Origin of the sequence: Eggerthella sp. 1_3_56FAA (assembly GCF_000185625.1) — a bacterium.
Taxonomy (GTDB): Bacteria; Actinomycetota; Coriobacteriia; order Coriobacteriales; family Eggerthellaceae; genus Eggerthella; species Eggerthella lenta.
Genome location: NZ_GL622579.1, coordinates 191,130 through 208,775 on the forward strand (window position 1 = coordinate 191,130; position 17,646 = coordinate 208,775).

Annotated in this window: 18 protein-coding genes; 15 read left to right on the forward strand and 3 right to left on the reverse strand. The window is 56.1% G+C overall.

What is annotated here, in order from left to right; all coding sequences use genetic code 11:
* Positions 1–2 precede the first annotated feature (2 nt).
* On the reverse strand, positions 3–239 hold the full coding sequence (locus HMPREF1023_RS00795) for a helix-turn-helix domain-containing protein (RefSeq protein WP_009304218.1): 237 nt from the start codon (positions 237–239) through the stop codon (positions 3–5).
* A 330-nt stretch (positions 240–569) separates the two neighbouring features.
* Between HMPREF1023_RS00795 and loaP the strand changes: the two genes are divergently transcribed.
* Genes loaP through HMPREF1023_RS15075 form a run of 10 tightly spaced genes read left to right on the forward strand, consistent with a single transcriptional unit; the run spans position 570 to position 11,433 of the window.
* A complete protein-coding gene (gene loaP / locus HMPREF1023_RS00800) occupies positions 570–1,082 on the forward strand; it encodes an antiterminator LoaP (protein ID WP_009304219.1) in 513 nt (170 codons plus the stop codon).
* A 46-nt stretch (positions 1,083–1,128) separates the two neighbouring features.
* Positions 1,129–1,866 (forward strand): sugar transferase, encoded by a 738-nt coding sequence (locus tag HMPREF1023_RS00805; RefSeq protein ID WP_009608291.1) that lies wholly within the window; start codon positions 1,129–1,131, stop codon positions 1,864–1,866.
* Positions 1,867–1,869: 3 nt separating this feature from the next.
* Positions 1,870–2,754, forward strand: coding sequence for a glycosyltransferase family 2 protein (locus HMPREF1023_RS00810; RefSeq protein ID WP_009304221.1), 885 nt, complete (start codon positions 1,870–1,872; stop codon positions 2,752–2,754).
* 1 nt (position 2,755) lies between these two features.
* On the forward strand, positions 2,756–4,072 hold the full coding sequence (locus HMPREF1023_RS00815) for a nucleotide sugar dehydrogenase (RefSeq protein ID WP_009304222.1): 1,317 nt from the start codon (positions 2,756–2,758) through the stop codon (positions 4,070–4,072).
* A gap of 29 nt (positions 4,073–4,101) precedes the next feature.
* Complete coding sequence (locus HMPREF1023_RS00820; protein ID WP_232228672.1) at positions 4,102–5,583, forward strand: capsular biosynthesis protein; 1,482 nt, start codon at positions 4,102–4,104, stop codon at positions 5,581–5,583.
* A gap of 35 nt (positions 5,584–5,618) precedes the next feature.
* On the forward strand, positions 5,619–6,854 hold the full coding sequence (locus HMPREF1023_RS00825; RefSeq protein WP_009304224.1) for a hypothetical protein: 1,236 nt from the start codon (positions 5,619–5,621) through the stop codon (positions 6,852–6,854).
* Entirely contained in the window at positions 6,851–8,176 is a 1,326-nt protein-coding gene (locus tag HMPREF1023_RS00830) for a hypothetical protein (RefSeq protein ID WP_009304225.1), read from the forward strand. The genes HMPREF1023_RS00825 and HMPREF1023_RS00830 overlap by 4 nt, the downstream gene beginning before the upstream one ends.
* Positions 8,176–9,822, forward strand: coding sequence for a cytidylyltransferase domain-containing protein (locus HMPREF1023_RS00835; protein WP_015760845.1), 1,647 nt, complete (start codon positions 8,176–8,178; stop codon positions 9,820–9,822). The genes HMPREF1023_RS00830 and HMPREF1023_RS00835 overlap by 1 nt, the downstream gene beginning before the upstream one ends.
* A complete protein-coding gene (locus HMPREF1023_RS00840; RefSeq protein WP_009304227.1) occupies positions 9,819–10,916 on the forward strand; it encodes an N-acetylneuraminate synthase family protein in 1,098 nt (365 codons plus the stop codon). Before HMPREF1023_RS00835 ends, HMPREF1023_RS00840 begins: the two co-directional genes overlap by 4 nt.
* A gap of 19 nt (positions 10,917–10,935) precedes the next feature.
* Complete coding sequence (locus tag HMPREF1023_RS15075) at positions 10,936–11,433, forward strand: acyltransferase (protein WP_081434197.1); 498 nt, start codon at positions 10,936–10,938, stop codon at positions 11,431–11,433.
* A 104-nt stretch (positions 11,434–11,537) separates the two neighbouring features.
* On the opposite strand, the gene HMPREF1023_RS00850 is transcribed toward HMPREF1023_RS15075, so the two are convergent.
* Positions 11,538–11,783 carry a hypothetical protein gene (locus HMPREF1023_RS00850; RefSeq protein ID WP_009304228.1) on the reverse strand — a complete coding sequence of 82 codons (246 nt, stop codon included), beginning with the start codon at positions 11,781–11,783 and terminating at the stop codon, positions 11,538–11,540.
* Between the two features lie 145 nt (positions 11,784–11,928).
* Here HMPREF1023_RS00850 and HMPREF1023_RS00855 point away from each other — a divergent pair, with 145 nt between their 5' ends.
* The 5 genes from HMPREF1023_RS00855 to HMPREF1023_RS00875 all read left to right on the forward strand — a co-directional run bounded on the left by HMPREF1023_RS00855 (position 11,929) and on the right by HMPREF1023_RS00875 (position 16,438).
* Positions 11,929–12,150: a helix-turn-helix transcriptional regulator gene (locus HMPREF1023_RS00855; protein ID WP_009608286.1), complete on the forward strand. Its 222-nt coding sequence runs from the start codon at positions 11,929–11,931 to the stop codon at positions 12,148–12,150.
* Between the two features lie 688 nt (positions 12,151–12,838).
* Positions 12,839–13,390 carry a zinc ribbon domain-containing protein gene (locus tag HMPREF1023_RS00860; RefSeq protein WP_009304230.1) on the forward strand — a complete coding sequence of 184 codons (552 nt, stop codon included), beginning with the start codon at positions 12,839–12,841 and terminating at the stop codon, positions 13,388–13,390.
* 142 nt (positions 13,391–13,532) lie between these two features.
* Entirely contained in the window at positions 13,533–15,446 is a 1,914-nt protein-coding gene (thrS, locus tag HMPREF1023_RS00865) for a threonine--tRNA ligase (RefSeq protein ID WP_009304231.1), read from the forward strand.
* Between the two features lie 141 nt (positions 15,447–15,587).
* Positions 15,588–15,905, forward strand: coding sequence for a PadR family transcriptional regulator (locus tag HMPREF1023_RS00870; RefSeq protein WP_009304232.1), 318 nt, complete (start codon positions 15,588–15,590; stop codon positions 15,903–15,905).
* Positions 15,902–16,438, forward strand: a complete 537-nt coding sequence (locus HMPREF1023_RS00875; protein ID WP_009304233.1) for a DUF2812 domain-containing protein — start codon at positions 15,902–15,904, stop codon at positions 16,436–16,438. The genes HMPREF1023_RS00870 and HMPREF1023_RS00875 overlap by 4 nt, the downstream gene beginning before the upstream one ends.
* Positions 16,439–16,658: 220 nt before the next feature.
* Here the strand turns inward: HMPREF1023_RS00875 and HMPREF1023_RS00885 are convergent, their stop codons facing one another.
* Positions 16,659–17,486 carry a hypothetical protein gene (locus HMPREF1023_RS00885; RefSeq protein WP_226844377.1) on the reverse strand — a complete coding sequence of 276 codons (828 nt, stop codon included), beginning with the start codon at positions 17,484–17,486 and terminating at the stop codon, positions 16,659–16,661.
* Positions 17,487–17,646 lie beyond the last annotated feature (160 nt).

Genomic DNA, 17,646 nt, shown 5'->3' on the forward strand with positions numbered 1-17,646 from the left:
GGTCAGGTATTTGGGTCGACGCGGGGAATACCCTCGAAGAACTCGGAAAGCGTCATGTCGAACCCGTTCGCGATTTTCGCGAGGTTCTGCAGGGTGACGTTGCGCTGCCCGACCTCGATGGAGGCCAGATAGGTGCGGTCCATGCCGATTTTGTTGGCGAACCGCTCTTGGCTGACATCGTGGACGGCTCGCAGATCCTTGATGCGCAGACCGACTTTTATTTGAAGTATGTTTCGCATCGTCGCAGCGTATCGTGGATGTTGTGTATATAACAACGGACTATATACAACATTGCATGATCGTTAAGGGAGGGAAGGGCGCTCGTCGCCTTTTTCTTTCGCCGTGATTGTTGTATTTGAGCAACAAATACGGGAGTCGCAAGGCTCGTTACATATCTTGAGAAGGCGAAATCGTCGCAAAGCGCGTTCCGTCGATCGACAAGAGGATGAATAGATGCGCAGCCGGCTCTGCATGAGCGGCCGTTGCCTGAGGGCGGCGGCGGGGCGCAGCTATTCATCCTCTTTTCTTTTGACGGAGCGGTTCGACATGTGCGAGGGAAAGGAGCAGGCATGTGGTACGTGGCGCAAGTGCAAGCGGGTCGTGAGTCCTCGACGCTCGAGATGTGCCGCCGTTTGGTACCGCCCTCCGTCATGGAGGACTGCTTCATGCCCGAATACGAGGTCATGTGGAAGATCCGCGGCGAATGGCGCCTGGTGAAGCGGCTGCTGTTCCCGGGGTACCTGTTCTTCGTGACCGATGACCCCGAGGCTCTCAATAGGGAGCTGTCGCGCGTGCCCATGCCCATTCGTCTGCTGGGCAACGAGGAGAACTCGTTCTTCCCGCTCACTGGTAAGGAACGCGACTGGTTCCTGTCGTTCATGGACGGCAACCATACCGTGCGCATGAGCGAGGGCTACATAAGCGGTGACAAGATCACCGTCACGCGCGGTCCGCTCATGGGCTTCGAGGGCGACATCCGCAAGATCGACCGCCACAAGCGTCGCGCCTACATCGACGTCAGCCTGTTCGGTCGTACCGTCCCCGCCAGCGTCGGTCTGGAAATCGTGAGGAAGTCCGCATGAGGCTGAATCGCTCAACGGGGGGGGGGGTGCTGACCGCAAGGGTCGTGTGCTGGTGGTTGAAACTCAAACGACAACAGAAGATTTACTCGAAGGCGGCACGCTAGCGGCGGAAGCCGGGGAAAGCGCGTTCGCTGTTTCTGAGGAGGAGCACGTCGCTGAGACCGCCGGGAACGGTCTGGTCTACCGCTTTGTTAAACGCGCTTTCGATATAGCGTTCTCGCTGTGCGTGGTCGTTGTTGGCTTGGCGCCGATCGCGCTGCTCTTACTGATCATTCGCCTCGAATCCCCCGGTTCGCCGATATACCGCCAAGAGCGCATCGGCTATCGCGGCCAACCGTTACGCATCTTCAAGCTGCGCACCATGGTGGCCGACTCCGACGATGTCGAGAAGCATCTGAGCCCTGAGCAGCTGGCGCAGTGGAGAAGCGAGCGCAAGGTGGAGGACGATCCCCGCGTCACGCGAGTCGGGCGCTTCCTGCGCAGGACCTCCCTCGACGAGCTGCCCCAGTTCCTCAACGTGCTTGCTGGCTCTATGAGCATCGTGGGCCCGCGTCCCGTGGTGGCCGACGAGCTGCCTGCGTACGGTACGGATGTGGACGCTTTCCTGAGCATGAAGCCCGGCATCACCGGCTGGTGGCAGGTTCAAGCAAGAAACGATGCAACCTACGAAGACGGCAGTCGCCAACAACTTGAGCTGTACTACGTGCGGAACGCGAATCTCAAACTGGACGTGGTTGTATTTCTCGAAACATTCAAATCCATCATCAACAAGACGGGGGTATGAGCGTTGTCTTCTGAAGTGGAGTCTTTACGCGACGATAAGACGCGCGCCTTCGAAGTGCGAAAGTTCTGCTCCATACACGCCGGCGCTGACGAGCATCTGATCGAGTTTTGGGAATTCGGCGAGGCCGACGCCCCACTCGTGAGCATCATCATTCCTCTTTACAACTGCGAGCGATATCTGGCTGAAACATTGGATTCGATCGTATCTCAAAGCCTGTCTTCCTGGGAGGCGATTCTGGTTGACGACTGCAGTTCGGATGGATCGCTTGAGATAGCCCTTCAGTTTTCGGAGCGGGATCATCGTTTCGTCGTATTGAGAAACGATTGCAACAGGGGAGCGGCTTTTTCTAGGAACAGGGCTTTAGCGGCTGCGTGCGGCAGGTTTATTGCCTATTTGGATTCCGACGACTACTGGAAGAAAGAGAAGTTGGAGAGGCAGATCACCTTCATGACCGAGAACCGTTTCGGAGCATGCATGACGTCGTACGAGACGGTGAACGAAGACGGAAGCTTTCGCAACATCGTTCATATCGATGAGCGTCTCGACTATAAAAAATTTCTGAAAAAACCTCCCACCTGCTCGCACACGATCATGTTCGATACCGAGCTCGTCGATAAAAAAGCTCTCGTCATGCCGGATATACGAAAAAGGCAGGATGCCGCAACGTGGCTCCAGGTTATAAAGCTGTACGGATGTCTTCATGGGTTCGATGAAGTGTTGGCGGCGAATAGGAAGCGAAGCGATTCGCTCAGCGCGAATAAGGTTTCGGCAGTGAAGGGAACATGGTTCCTGTATACGGAGATTGAAGGTTTGAGCAAGCCATATGCAGGCTACTGCCTGTTTTGGCAGATGTTTCATGCAGTTCTGAAGAGAATAGGAAAACGGTAAAGTGAGCGTGTACCAAGATTTGGTCGAGCGGAAGACGAAGCTATCCCTTATCGGACTGGGATATGTTGGCATGCCGATAGCGGTTGAGTTCGCTAAGCATATCGAAGTTGTCGGATTCGATGTCAACGAAGAGAAAATCCGCTTGTACCGAAAGGGGGTCGATCCGACGAAAGAAGTAGGCGACGAGGCGATCAGCTCCACAGGCGTCGACTTCACGTCGAATCCCGAACGTTTACGGGAAGCGCGTTTTCATATAGTTGCTGTTCCTACTCCGATCAATCAGGACAAGACCCCCGATCTGTCGCCGGTTGTTGGGGCGTCGACCATGCTTGGCCGTCACCTTGAATGGGGTTCGATCGTGGTTTTCGAATCTACCGTCTATCCTGGGGTCACGGAGGACGTATGCGTTCCTATCCTTGAGAGGGAATCCGGATTGCGGTGCGGCGTTGATTTCAAAGTGGGTTACAGTCCTGAGCGAATCAACCCCGGGGACAAAGTCCATACCTTGACCACTATCCGAAAAATCGTTTCGGGCATGGATGATGAGTCCCTTGAAGAAATCAAACGCGTGTACGACATCGTGATAGAGGCAGGCACCTATCCGGTCTCCTCGATCAAAACAGCTGAAGCAATTAAGGTAGTGGAGAACTCCCAGCGCGATATCAATATTGCCTTCATGAACGAGCTTGCCATGGTCTTCGACCGCATGGGTATCGATACGAGCGAAGTCGTGGAGGGCATGAACACGAAGTGGAATGCGCTCGGCTTTAAACCAGGACTGGTTGGTGGGCATTGCATCGGCGTTGATCCGTATTACTTTACCTACGAGGCCGAGAAGCTCGGTTACCACTCTCAGATCATTCTTTCGGGCAGAAGAGTGAACGATGCCATGGGAGGGTTTGTTGCCGAGACGGCCATCAGGGAGATGGTGCGAGTTGGGCTTGCTCCCAAGTCCTCGAACGTGGTCGTCTTGGGCATTACCTTCAAAGAGAACTGTCCCGATGTTCGAAATTCCAAGGTGTACGACATTGTCATGAGGCTAAAGGAATATGGAGTCGAGCCGTCGGTGGTGGATCCTTGGGCTTCGGGAGACGAGGTGAAGCAGGTTTACGGCATGCAGCTACGCGAGTCGGGTGATATTGCGAACGCAGATTGCCTGATTGTCGCGGTTGCCCATGATGAGTTCAAAGAGCTGGGCTTCGAGCGTATTGATGCTTTCTTCGGAGACAAGCCCGACGAAAGCAAGGTGCTTTTGGATGTTAAAGGAATATTGGACGCGAAGCGCTTCTCGTCTTATGGAAGCTTTTGGCGGCTATGAGTTTGTTTACGGATTTGAACGAACCGGGCGTGGCTGGAGTGGATTACGGGAACAGGGTGCTTCTCGTGCAAGCGTTTCTTGCATTTGAGAATCGCCATGATGTTTTCAGTCGAAATGTCGATGGCATGCACTATTGGCATCTTCTGAGGAAGTGGCTGTTCGACTCGGTATGCAAGCAGGTTCGACGTTTCGAATTCGGTGGGCATCCTGATTTTCATGCGCAGTTTTCAAAGGCTAATATCGCAAGAAGCCTGCCTCGTCTCCTCATGCAGCTGGGTGAATCGCGGAGCGGTATCGAGACGGGGGTAAGGGAAGGCAAGAAGGTTGTCTTTTTAGGCAATTGGAAGAAAACCGCTGGTTCGAACGGCGTTTGCAACGTGTTCCTCGAGGATCTGGCTCGAGACCTTGCAGACGACTGCTCGATTCTGGAGCGTCCCCATAAGCTTGCCCATGTAAAAGACTCCCTTGAAGATCTTACGATATACACGGATATCCTAGAGGCTAGATGGCTTGTTGCTCTTGCAACAAGAAAGTGGGAGAAAGCGTCTCGTTGCGTTTTGTCCGACCTTGCGGAATTGGTGGGGCTGCTCGAGTGTGAATTCGATGTCGAGATTGATCGGGAGGCTCTGGCTAAAAGAACCTCTTACGTGGTGACTGGCTATTACGCGCTTTCGAAATCGTTTCGTGAAATCTTCTCAAGATGGCAACCTGAATGCGTCGTCGAGGTCGAGCATTACTCGGTGTTCTGTCTCGTCTGCAACGAAGTTCTTCATGAGCTGGGCATACCGGTAATCGAACTCCAGCATGGGCAAATAGGGCCTGGTCATATTGCGTACAATCTTGATGCGCCGGACTGCGGAAGATACCTTCCTGACCGTATCGCCGCATTCGGTCAGTATTGGATTGACGAATGCGTTGTGCCGGATAGGGATCGACGGATGATCGCCGTAGGATCCATTCCGCTTGAGCGAGGGTTGAAAGCGTCTTTCGACATCGAAAAAGAACAGGTAGACGAGCACGTTCCTTTCGTCTTGGTGGTGTCTCAGGGTTATGACAACGGTGCGGTTTCCTCGTTCGTGTGCGATCTTGCTCGGGATCCGCGTGCGAACGAATACCGCATTGTCGTGAAACTGCATCCTTCCGAAAGAAACTCGTGGAGGGTCGTCCATCCTGAATTGACGGAGGTCGGCACCAGGGTTGAGATCGCGGAGACCGGGGATATCGATTGGTATCTGCAAAGGGCGACAGTTGTCGTAGGGATATCGAGCACGGTGCTTTTCGAGGCTATAGCCTATAGAAAGCGCGTGTTCATCCTGGATACGGTTGACAGTGAAATTGCTCAACCGCTGATGAGGTCAGGTGCGGCCGAGCTTGTGAAGGACGCATCTGAATTTGTGGGGCGCATGAGCGTAGAGGTCGAATCCGTTTCTGACAGCTTGAAATCCTACGTCTGGCACGAGGCTGCGCTCGAGAATACGGAACGGCTCGTTAGAGGCTTTCTTGAGTCCTGATCGGGGCAAAACGGTTATTCGATGATCGTGAAACCATGAAAAAAGACTTCTTGAAAAAAGCATCGACCGATTTCGCTCTCACTATCGGTGCGACCGTGGTTCTCGTAGGGACGCTGCAGCTTCTCGTGTATCCGTTTTTGGCGTGGAAGCTTGACGGCGATCGATACGGTTTGTTCCTGGTGGCGATAGGGATCGTCAACGCGCTTGAGCCGTCGTTCGGGAGCACCTTGTGCAATACGAGGATTATTCGCAACGAACGCTATGAGAAAGCCGGAATAGGACCGGGAGACTTCAAATACCTCCTATCCATTTCTGCCCCCGTACTGGCAGTGGCGACTGCGATAGTGTGCTGGCAACTTCTATCGATGGATCTATTGATGGCGTTAGCTGTTGGGATCCTTACGGGTATGAGTATCGTGAAGGCGTATTGTCTCGTCGCGTTCAGGCTTCATTTCAATTCCAAGAAGCTGTTGCTAGTCAACCTCTTAACTGCTTTGGGTTATGTGGTAGGTATGGGCGTTGCTTTCGCAAGCGGATTCTGGCCTTTCGTGTTCATACTTGGAGAAGCATTTGCCCTCGCATGTTTTGCACGATGCTCAAACGTGTTTTCAGAACCGTATGGCAAAACAAGGCTTTTTGGGTCGTCGCTGCGCACCTATGTGTCTCTTATAGCGAGCAATCTCATCACCTATTCGTCGGTGTACGTTGATCGGTTGCTGCTGTATCCGGCCTTAGGGCCTTCGGCTGTGTCGACCTATTACGTTGCAACCTTTTTCGGCAAGACGTTCTCGTTTTTCTCCTCACCGATCAGTTCCATCATGCTCAGTTACATGAGCGACGGCGTAGTCAAGATAACCGTCCGCAGGTATCACTTAGTGAATCTGTTCATACTCGCAGTGGGGCTTTTCATGTATGCGATTGCCTTCTTCATTGGGCCGCTGTTCGCGATGATTCTCTATCCTACGCTTTATGACCAGGCCTTGTCGTTGATGCCGTTGGGAAATGCAGCATCGATATTTGCGGTTGTCAACTCGTTCAATATGGTCGTAGTTCTTAAAGTTGCCCCGCCCCGCCTTCAGGTTGTTTCGTCGCTGTTCCGTTTGGTTTTGTATGCCGCTTCGATTGCTTTCTCTTCTTGGGTCGGTAGTCTTTGGGTGCTTTGCCTTCTCATGCTCATTTCTAACGCGGTGTCCTACCTATTCACGTATTCAGTGGGGCTTTTCTATATGAAACGTTCAGGAGCTATGGTTCGTACAGGAGCAAATTCGTGATTGCGCAAAAAACTGATACTACAGCGCCGAGCGCGAGAAAAAGTCACATTGGCATTGTGTACTCAATCTTGATGGTTCTTTTGCTGCTTGTTCTTTTTCTCTTGTCGCCGGCAAACAAAGTTTATGCATCGGTGGTTCTTACCGCAGTATTGGTGATTGCGACCGGTCTCTTTGGAAGAGAAGAGCTGGACGAGACAAAGATGTCGTTGCCGATGATCCTTTGCCTTTTCGGCCTTGCTGGTTCGATTCTCCTCACGATGGCGATTTCTCCCTATTCCATGCGGGATTTGTTCATCGACACGAGTTTTCTCCTGCTAACGGTTCTTTTCTTCTATTGCATACGACCGTCCTCGTTCGAGATTAGTCCCTTCATGAAACGCGTCTTTTATTGCCTTGCCCTTGCGGTTGTGCTGGTTTCCGTTTTTCGCCGCGACGCGGAAACTCCTTATTATGTTTTTGGTTCGTACGACAAGAACTATTTTGGCGTGGTGCTGTTCCTGTTTTTCTGCTGGTGCTGGTACGAGAAGCGAAAGCTTGGCGTAGCGGTATGTGTAGTTGCGGCTCTCGTCCTCAACAGCAGGGGATATCAAATGATGCTTCTATGCTTTGCTTTAATAAATGCTGTGATATGGATCAGAGCGCGACGAAAGGGGTCGGTTTCTCAGCCTTCGAGATCCGTGCATCCTGTCGTGTTGTTTTTGCTCTTCGCTCTCATGTTCTTTTCAATCGTGACGTTTAGCTGGTGGTGGAGTACGGCTGTCGTCGGAGGCGATACCGTTTCGGCCTCTTTAGCATCGCGAGGTTTGAATGATACCTCTAATGCTATCAGGTTCAATTCCAATCTTTATGCTATCGAGCAGATTTCCAAGGATCCGCTTTTGATTTTTCGTGGATACGATATCGACATCCGGCGCGTCATGAACATTGGAAACCCTTTTGGCGATAAAGACACTTTGCTCGCGAGTGCTTCGTTGCATGGGTACAGGGTTGTGCAGCCGCACCACGCGGTCATCAACTTGCTTCTTAAGCACGGGGTTCTCTATACAATTTTTTACTTTGCTGTGTTCAGCATTGTCATCGCCCCTTATGCCAGAAAAGAGACGGCTGGCGTTTGGGTTCCGTTTTTTCTTGTCGGCATGGTGATGCATTCGACCATGACGAGTCATTACTTGCTGTTCTTTGTGTTCGTTCTAGCCACGTCGGCACATGATCAAGGTTTTTGTTGTGCGGATGCGAGTAGGGCTGCGAAGAAGTTGGAAAAGTCGCCGAATCAAAGGGTTGTTCGTCGACGTGTCGTCTCCAGGAAAGGTGCCTTCATTTGATGAATGTGGAGAGGAACGTGCTCGCTGTCATTCCTGCTCGAGGAGGCTCGAAAGGGATACCACGAAAGAATATGCGCCTTATGCACGGCAGGCCGTTGATTGACTATGCGATTTCATGTGCAGCAGAGAGCAGCTGTATCACCGATGTTGCCGTTAGCACTGATTCGAGAGAGATACTGGATTTCGTAGAACAGATCGATGGCGTTGTTGCTCTTGAGCGCAGCCCGGAACTTTCCGGAGACGATATTACGCTCGATCCGGTAGTGAATGACGCAGTGGTTCGTGTGGAAGCGTTGCGGGGTGTGCGATACGACATCGTCATCACGATGCAGCCTACCTCGCCTTTGCTAACAGTGCGCACTCTCGATACGGCGATTGAGCGGTTTTTGAATTCCGATTCGGATACGATGGTGAGTGCGACAAACGCTCCTCATTTGAGCTGGGGCAAAGACGGTCGGAATCGTTTTGTTCCGAATTACGAACGACGTCTCAATCGACAGGAGCTTCCGCCGAACTATGTTGAAACCGGTGCATTTTTGGTTTCGAAGCGTTCGTGTATCGGGCCTTCGTCTCGCATAGGGGACAACGTTACGGTTTTTGAGGTCCCTGCTGACGAAGCGGTCGACATCGACACGATGCAAGATTGGATCGTGTGCGAAGCCATGCTCTCTCGAAGGCTCATCGTGTTTCGGGTCGACGGGCATAAGGAGCTTGGCCTTGGGCATGTGTACCGTGCATTAACGCTTGGGTACGAACTGATAGAGCATGACGTCGTATTCGTATGCAATGCACGTCATAGAGAAGGAATCGCCAAGTTGAAATCGGCGAATATGCCGGTTTTAGAGGTGGAGGACGACGAAGAGATGCTCCGATGGCTGGAGGAGCGCCGTCCCGATGTATTCGTATACGATTGCCTTGATAGCGATGCCAGTCTTATGGCTGATGTGAAGAGGTATGTTAAGCGCTTGGTGACGTTCGAGGATTTGGGTGAAGGCGCAAGGTTGGCCGATGCTGTTGTCAACGCCATTTACGAAGGGGCGTCTCCGCATGGAAACGTGTATTCGGGTAAGGGGTACGTCTGCTTGCGGGACGAGTTCCTTATAACGCAGCCTTCGGAAGATTCGGATGAGGTGCGCCGGATTCTCGTCACGTTTGGAGGAACGGATCCGCTCGATTTGACGGCGCGGGTGTACGAACTGGCAAAAAGGCATAATGCAGAGGCAGTGGACGTGACGTTTGATTTCGTTCTCGGCTCGGGATACGACAATCCTGCGGTGCAAAGCGTTCCTGAGTGCGGGATAGAGGTGAGTCGCAACGTGTTGCGCATGAGCGACCATATGCGTAAGGCCGACATGGCTCTTTCCTCCCAAGGGCGCACCACGTTCGAGCTTGCCTGCATGGGCGTGCCTACAATTGTTCTCGCGGAGAACGAACGCGAGCAGCTCCACACGTTTGCTCAAATGGATAACGGGTTCATCAACCTGGGGCTCGGAAGCGAGGTTTCCGACGAAGACCTCGCTTCAACAATAGCGTGGCTTGCGGGGGCGAGGTCCGTACGGCGAGAGATGCGCAAGCTGATGCTTGAGAACGATTTGAGATTAGGGATACGAAGAGTAAAGAGGATCGTTTTGGGAGACGTACTATGAACTTAGAGGATAGGATTGCAAGCGGGGCGTTTACACTCATAGCTGAGATCGGCGTCAATTATTACGATATCGCTCGGCAGCGTGGCATCAGCCCTATGGAGGCGGCAAAGCTCATGTGCAAAGAAGCGAGCGAAGCTGGCGTTCATGCGGTGAAATTTCAGACGTACAAGGCCGAATCGCTCGCTTCCCGACATTCTCCTTCGTATTGGGATACGAGCGAGGAATCCTCAACGAGCCAATACGAGCTTTTCAAGCGATACGACTCGTTTGGAGAGAGGGAGTATCGAGAACTTTCCGTCTATTGCGACTCGATCGGGATAGGTTTCTGCTCGACCCCCTTTGATTTCGAGTCGGCTGATTATCTAGAACCCCTGATGGGGGTATACAAAGTGTCTTCATCCGACCTGACGAACATCCCTTTCATCGAGCATCAGGCTCGAAAAGGCAAGCCTATGATTCTTTCGGTTGGGGCTGGCGACTTGACCGAGATGCGTTCTGCCGTTCAGGCGGTACGCGCCGTGAACGACAGTCCGCTCGCTCTGCTGCATTGCGTGCTCGAATATCCAACGCCGTACGAGCATGCTAATTTGAGCAGGATTGCATCGATCACCCGGGAATTTCCAGACGTAATTGTGGGGTATTCGGACCATTGTAAGCCCGACCCCTCTGCCGAGGTTGTCAAGACGGCTTACGTGCTTGGAGCTCGCATTGTGGAGAAGCACTTCACGCTCGATAAGACGCTTCCAGGAAATGACCATTACCACGCCATGGATCCCTCTGATGCCCGAACGATCCTCGAAGGCGTGTGCTTCGTTGAAACACTACTTGGCGATTCCTCGTTACGACATAGCGAATCGGAAACTGCTGCAAGGGCCAATGCTCGTCGGTCTCTTGTCGCGGCGGCGGATATACCCGCTGGAAGCGTGATAGATAAGGGGATGCTCACGTTTAAGAGACCGGGCACGGGCATCTCGCCCTCGTTGGTGGGGGAAGTCGTGGGAAGGGTTGCTCGCGTGGATATTCCTGCGGATGTCTTGATAGACATGACAATGCTCTCGGATTCTCGTTATTTGAACGGTGCGAGTGACCAATAGATTTGAGAGAGGATGCTGAGTGAAACGGTTGATTTCGAAAGTAAAGCAGGTGCTTTTCGGTGCGGTCGTGAGAACCCGTGCGCGTACGGTGGGCAAAGGTCTCAAAGTGAATCGCTATTCATGGGTATCGAAAAGCGTCGTTCTGGGAGACAACGTTAACTTTAACGGTATGAGAATTGTTGGCGAAGGAGAAATTCGGATCGGGAGCAATTTTCATTCGGGAAGAGGGTGTTCGATAATTGGTTCGTTTCATGACTTCGACTACGGTGATGCCGTTCCGTATGGTATGGCGAAGATTGATAAAGATGTGGTGATTGAAGACAACGTATGGCTTGGGGATCAAGTCATCGTTCTTGGAGGGGCTCATATCGGAGAGGGCGCTGTTATACAGGCTGGGAGTGTCGTCGTCGATCATGTTCCAAAGGGTGCTGTTGCCGGAGGTCATCCTGCCAAAATGTTCAAGATGCGAGATATGGATCATTACGAAGCTCTGAAAGCACAAGGTCGGTTCTTTTGATTTTTCGACAAAGAGCAGGAAAAAAGGGTTGGATCGCGTCTGATAACGAGGTGAACTCATGGAGATATCACGCAGGCGTGATGCTTCGATAGCTTTTTTCTCGGTTATGAAAGGCGATCTGGTCGAGTCGTATCACGGGGAGCTTCGTCGAATTTATCGGAGGCGGCTTCGGTCGTGAGCGCGCAGTAGTCTAGCAGGCAGGAGATCAGCCTTATGGTGTCGGGCTCGTGCATGCCGCTGTTCGCAAGCGCCAGGGTTAAAGAGGCTAGGCCGCTGAGCGTCATGCGCACGTCGGTGAGTTCGTCGACGGCATCGGCTATAGTTTCGATGATCGGTAACTGTCGGAACATCTTAACCTCAAATCCGAATCTAATGAAATAAATCTGTATATTCGGATATTCTAATCCAGAGCTGATGAAAAGGAAATAGTGCTTTTAATCCTCGGCTTTTCGACGCTGCGGTTTGCTGGTAGTCTGTCAGCAGCGAGGAGGAACAATGATGGCTTCCATTAGGTTTTTCAAGCTTTTCGATATGCTTGCGCGGATGGGGTATAAAAAGACCGATCTCAAAACAGAGATAGGGCTTTCGTCAACTACCATCGCCAAGCTCTCCAAAGGGGAGTCCGTCACCACGGACACCATCCTTCGCATCTGCGAGCGATTCGACGTGCAGCCGGGCGACATCATGGAGTACGTCCCCGACGAGGATCAATCCTAGAAGTTCGCTACCCACCTTCAATGCTTTCTTTGTGAGTTGCGTCCGTCACTATCGCTATCCTTCGACTTGCCGCACTCGCTCAGGACGACGGGGGATGGATGGGGCGCTGACCCCGTTCTCTTGTCTTGTTCGGCATCGCGCGGTATTTCGTCCGGCGTTTTTCCAGATCGTGCGATTTGGGAACCGTTTTCGGCACGGTTGACGAGGCTAACATTGTCATGGAAGTTGATTCGCGTCCGCCTCCGCACGGTTTCGCTTGTCGAGGTGCAGCAAAATCGTCGGTTTGGCACATCTCGACGAACTTCGGCCTCGTTTCCCGAAAAAGGCCGAAGCGAAACCCCAGATCGTGTTCGGCGGCCTCCTGGGAATATGGCATCCGGGCGGGTCTGGCGTGCCAAACCGGCGATTTTGCTGCACGCAGGCACTCCGAAACCGTGCGTCGGCCCGGCTCGACCGCGAACCCGCTCATCGGCTCGGCTCGGCCGCGCTTCCGTGCGCCCGGGCTTAGCTTCAGAGTCTGGTAGGGGGCGGCTCTCGAACCAGCCCTCGAATTCAACAGCTTGCGGAAATTACCTGCACGTGAGCTTGTTTTTCGGCAACTTTGCTATAATGACTGATCGTGTGCATGTATTGCGCGTTTTCCATACCTGTGCACCAGTCGCTGAATATACAAGAAAACGAGGTTGAAATGAGCGAACTGCTTAACCAGCTGTGGACTCCTGAACTGCAAGCCGCGTTCACCGTGGTTGTGGTGCTGCTGGTCATCCTGTATGTGCTGTCCATCGTCTGGGTGGTGCGCGATGCGTACCTGCGCGGTTCCTACTGGTACGTGTGGGCTATCGTGGCGCTCGTCCCGTTGCTCGGCATCATCGCGTACTGCTTGCTGCGCCCGCCGCTGCTGCAGATCGACCGCGACGAGCAGGAGCTGGAGATCGCGCTGAAGCAGCGCGAGCTCATGAAGTACGGCGAGTGCGCGAACTGCGGCTACCCGGTGGAAGCCGACTTCGTGCTGTGCCCGAACTGCCACCAGCGTCTCAAGAACCTTTGCGGCACCTGCAACCACGCGCTCGACCCCACCTGGACCGTGTGCCCGTACTGCGCCACGCCCGTTGCCGGTGGTCCGCGCACGCGTCGTGCCCCGCAGCAGCGCGGCGCTCGAACGCAGCAGCCGCAGCAGGCGGCGACCCAGCAGCAGACGAGGCAGGCGCGCCCCGCTCAGTCCGAGCACGGCGTGCAGTAACCACTTCGCAATGCAATCGAAGCCGCCTCGCGAACAACGGGGCGGCTTCGTTGTTTTGTCGCAAAGGCGGGCGCAAGGCGCGCTCGCTGCGAACCGATCGTGCAGGCGCTTTGTGCGCGCCCGGCACAGGAAAGGAACAGATATGAACATCGTACTTCCCGACGGCTCGAAGAAAGAGCTCGCAGACGGCTCCACCGTCGCCGACGTGGCCGCGTCCATCGGCGCCGGCCTGGCGAAGGCCGCGCTCGCGGGCATCGTGAACGACCAGCCGGTCGACCTCTCGGCTCCCGTGGCCGAAGGCGACTCGGTTGCCATCGTCACGGCCAAGAGCGACGAGGGGCTGGAGCTTCTGCGCCACTCCACCGCGCACGTCATGGCCGCCGCGCTCGTCGACCTCTACGGCGACGTGCAGTTCGGTGTGGGGCCGGCCATCGAGGACGGTTTCTACTACGACGTGAAGCTCGACCGCGCGCTGTCGCCGGACGACTTTGCCGCCATCGAGGCCCGCATGGCCGAGATCGTGAAGGCCGACGAAGCCTTCGAGCGCCGCGTGGTCACGCGCGCCGAGGCCGAGGAGATCTTCGCGAGCCAGCCGTTCAAGCTGGAGCTCATCGCCGAGCTGCCGGAGGACGCCGTCATCACCACGTACACCATCGGCAAGTTCACCGACCTGTGCCGCGGCCCGCACCTGCCCTCTACCGGCAAGCTGGGCGCGTTCAAGTTGACCAAGCTGGCCGGCGCGTACTGGCGCGGCGATGCCGAGCGCGAGATGCTCACCCGCATCTACGGCACCGCCTTCTTCAAGCAGAAGGAGCTGGACGAGCACCTGCGCAACCTGGAGGAGGCCGAGAAGCGCGACCATCGCAAGCTGGGCCGTGAACTGGGGATCTACACCATGGACCCGCTGGCCGGCGTGGGTCTGCCCATGTACCTGCCCAAGGGCGCGCGCGTGATCCGCACCATGCAGGAGTGGCTGCGCCGCGACCTGTACGAGCGCGGCTACGAGGAGGTCATCACGCCGCACGTGTACAACGCCGACGTGTGGAAGACCTCGGGCCACTACGGCTTCTACAAAGAGAACATGTACTTCTTCAACATCAACGAGGGCACCGACGAGGATCCGCGCCTCACCGAGTACGCCGTGAAGCCCATGAACTGCCCGGGCCACGTGATGCTGTACAAGAGCGAGCTGCATTCCTACCGCGACCTGCCGCTGCGCTACTTCGAGTTCGGCACCGTGTACCGCCACGAGATGAGCGGCGTCGTGCACGGCCTGCTGCGCGCCCGCGGCTTCACTCAGGACGACGCGCACGTGTTCTGCACGCGCGACCAGGTAGTGGACGAGGTGGTGGCCATCCTCGACCTCGTGGACCACATCATGTCCACGTTCGGGTTCCAGTACGAGGCCGAGATCTCCACGCGCCCGGAGAAGAGCATCGGAACCGACGACATGTGGGAGCACGCCACCAACGCGCTCAAGGAAGCCTGCGCGCGCCACGAGCTGGCCTACGACATCAACGAGGGCGACGGCGCGTTCTACGGCCCGAAGATCGACATCAAGGTGAAGGACGCCATCGGGCGCACCTGGCAGTGCTCCACCGTGCAGGTGGACTTCAACATGCCCGAGCGCTTCGAACTGACCTACCGCACCGAGGACAACACCGAGGAGCGCCCCTGGATGCTCCATCGCGCCATCTTCGGCTCCATCGAGCGCTTCCTCGGCATCCTCATCGAGCACTACGCCGGCGCGCTGCCGCTGTGGCTGGCTCCCGTGCAGGTGGCCGTGCTGCCGCTGGCCGACCGTCACAACGAGGCGGCGCACGAGCTGGCGAAGCAGCTGAAGGCCGCGGGCGGCCGCATCGAGGTGTACGACCAGAACGAGCCCATGCGCGTGAAGATCGCGAAGGCGCAAAGCCAGAAGATCCCGTACATGGTGGTGCTGGGCGACAAGGAGATCGAGAACGGCACGGTCAGCGTGCGCGAGCGCCACGAGGGCGACCTCGGCGCGTGGCCGGTCGAGCAGCTGGTGGAGAAGCTGCGCGAGGCCGCGCTGTAGACGCTCGCTCCCCATCCTCCGCGTGACAGCGACCTCGGCAGCGTGCCGGGGTCGCTTTTTTTTTCACGGTTGCGTACTATATCGGCTTCCGATATACTGACTATATCGGAAGCCGATATAGTTTTGGAACGGAGGGGAACCGTGGAATCGATCGCGCTGACCGAGGCGGTGTTCTACATCCTGCTCTCGCTCGACGAGCCGCTGCACGGCTACGGCATCATGCAAAACGCCGAGCGCCTGAGCAACGGCCGAGTGCGCCTGGCGGCGGGCACCCTGTACGGCGCGCTCGACACGCTGCAGAAACGGCGCTGGATCGAGCCGGCGCCCGGCGCAGGGTCGGGGCGCAAGAAGGAGTACCGGTTGACGGACGCCGGCCGCGATGCGGTGCGGGTCGAGCTCGACCGGCTGCGCGAGCTGGTGGGAAACGGCGAGGAGATCGTGGGGAGGTGGTCGGCATGAAGCGGGTCATGCACCGGCTGTTCTGGGCATGGGATTTCGACCGCGAGGAGGACTGGCTGAACGCCTGGGCCGCGCGCGGGCTGGCCCTCGTCGACGTATGCGGGATCCGCTACGTGTTCGAGGAGGGAGCGCCGGGGGAGTGCGAGTACCGTCTGGAGCTGCTGGAGCATACGGCGGGCAGCTCCGAGGGCCGCTGTTATCTGGACTTCCTGCGCGATCTGGACATCGAGTGCGTCGGAACGTACGGCCGCTGGGCGTACCTGCGCCGCCCGCGCGATGGCGCGCCCTTCGACCTGTTCTCCGACATCGACTCCAAGATCGCGCATCTGCGCCGCATCGAGGTGCTGGTGCTGGCCGTGCTCCTCGTCCAGGTGACGACAGCGGCGAGCCTGCTGCATAGAGGCGGTTTCCTGCCGGAAATGCTGCCGATCGCCGTGCTGTGGGCGGCGATCATGATCCTCATGGCGTGCGGGTTCGTCCGCATCGCCCGCAAGCTTCGACGGTTGAAGCGCGAGCGCGCCGTGCGCGAGTAACTACGCCCTAGGTTGTCATCCTGAGCGCAGCGCCGCAAGGCGGGGACGCGAAGGATCCCATGCGGCGCCAGCGGAAAGCGCCACGGCTGGCGCCGCATGGGATCCTTCGCGTCCCTGCTGCGCGGGGCCTCCCTGCGCTCGCTTTGCGTGCTCGGGAGCTTGACAGTCCGCTGGACTGTCAAATGCTGCGCTCGCCCGGGATGACGAAGGGGGCGCAGGATCAGCCCAGCCAGAGGCGATAGATGGTGGGCGGGTCGTAGTCGGCCAAAGCGACGCAGAAGCGAGACGGGTCGATGTTCTCGTAGGCCGCCGGATCGCGGAACGTCTTCTCGTAGACGAGGAAGGGGCGGGTGAGGGTGCGCGTCTCTCCCGGTTGGAGGACGAACCATTCGTCGGGGATGCTGTTTTGGACGAGCCCTCGGTCGGAAGGGGTGCCGTACAGCTCCTGCAGCAGATAGTTTCCCGAATCGCCGCCTCCGCCGTTGTCGAGCATGTCGTTGGCGCCGTTGAAGTCTTCGCTCCAAAGCTGCATGACGGGGAGATCCTGCTCGTATTCCATGGTGTTCGTCAGAGTCAGTTCGACGAGCATGATCTTGCATTCGTGCTTACGAGCCTCGGTGTACCCGGTCGTCAAGGCGTAATGGGGGTACCACTCCGCAAATGCGTCGAGGGAGACGGTTTTGGTTTCGCCGGGGACGATCTCGACGCCGTCAGAATCGTATATATAGTTGAATTCGCTTAGATAACGCTCGCGTTCCTCATCGGACCACGAACTTCGCTCTTCCTCACTCACGCTGAACCATTTCCCTCGGGTCAGGCTTTCAGTTCGGTAGGTTTGCCCGAAAGGCACGTCTACGATGCGCTCGGCCTCGTAGTTTCGGTTGCCCGCGGTGCTGATCGTCGAGGGAAGGGGTTCTCGATCCGTCGTCCGTTCGCGCGGCTCGCCGGGGGCGAACTGGAAGGCGAACCAGACGAGCGCGCAGGTGGCCGCCGCGATGCAGGCGGCGCCGATCAGGGTCCGTGCGATTCTGCTGCGTGCTGCGCTCATAAGGTTCTCCTTCTTCGTGTTCTTCCGCATCCAACCTAGCACGACCCTCGGCGATGCGGCAATGATGAAGTTTTTCATCACCGGTTCTGCCGGCCGCGCCGGGCGGCTTGCGCTATGCTGGGACGATCCAAGCGGCAAAAGGGAAGGAGCGGCGATGGTT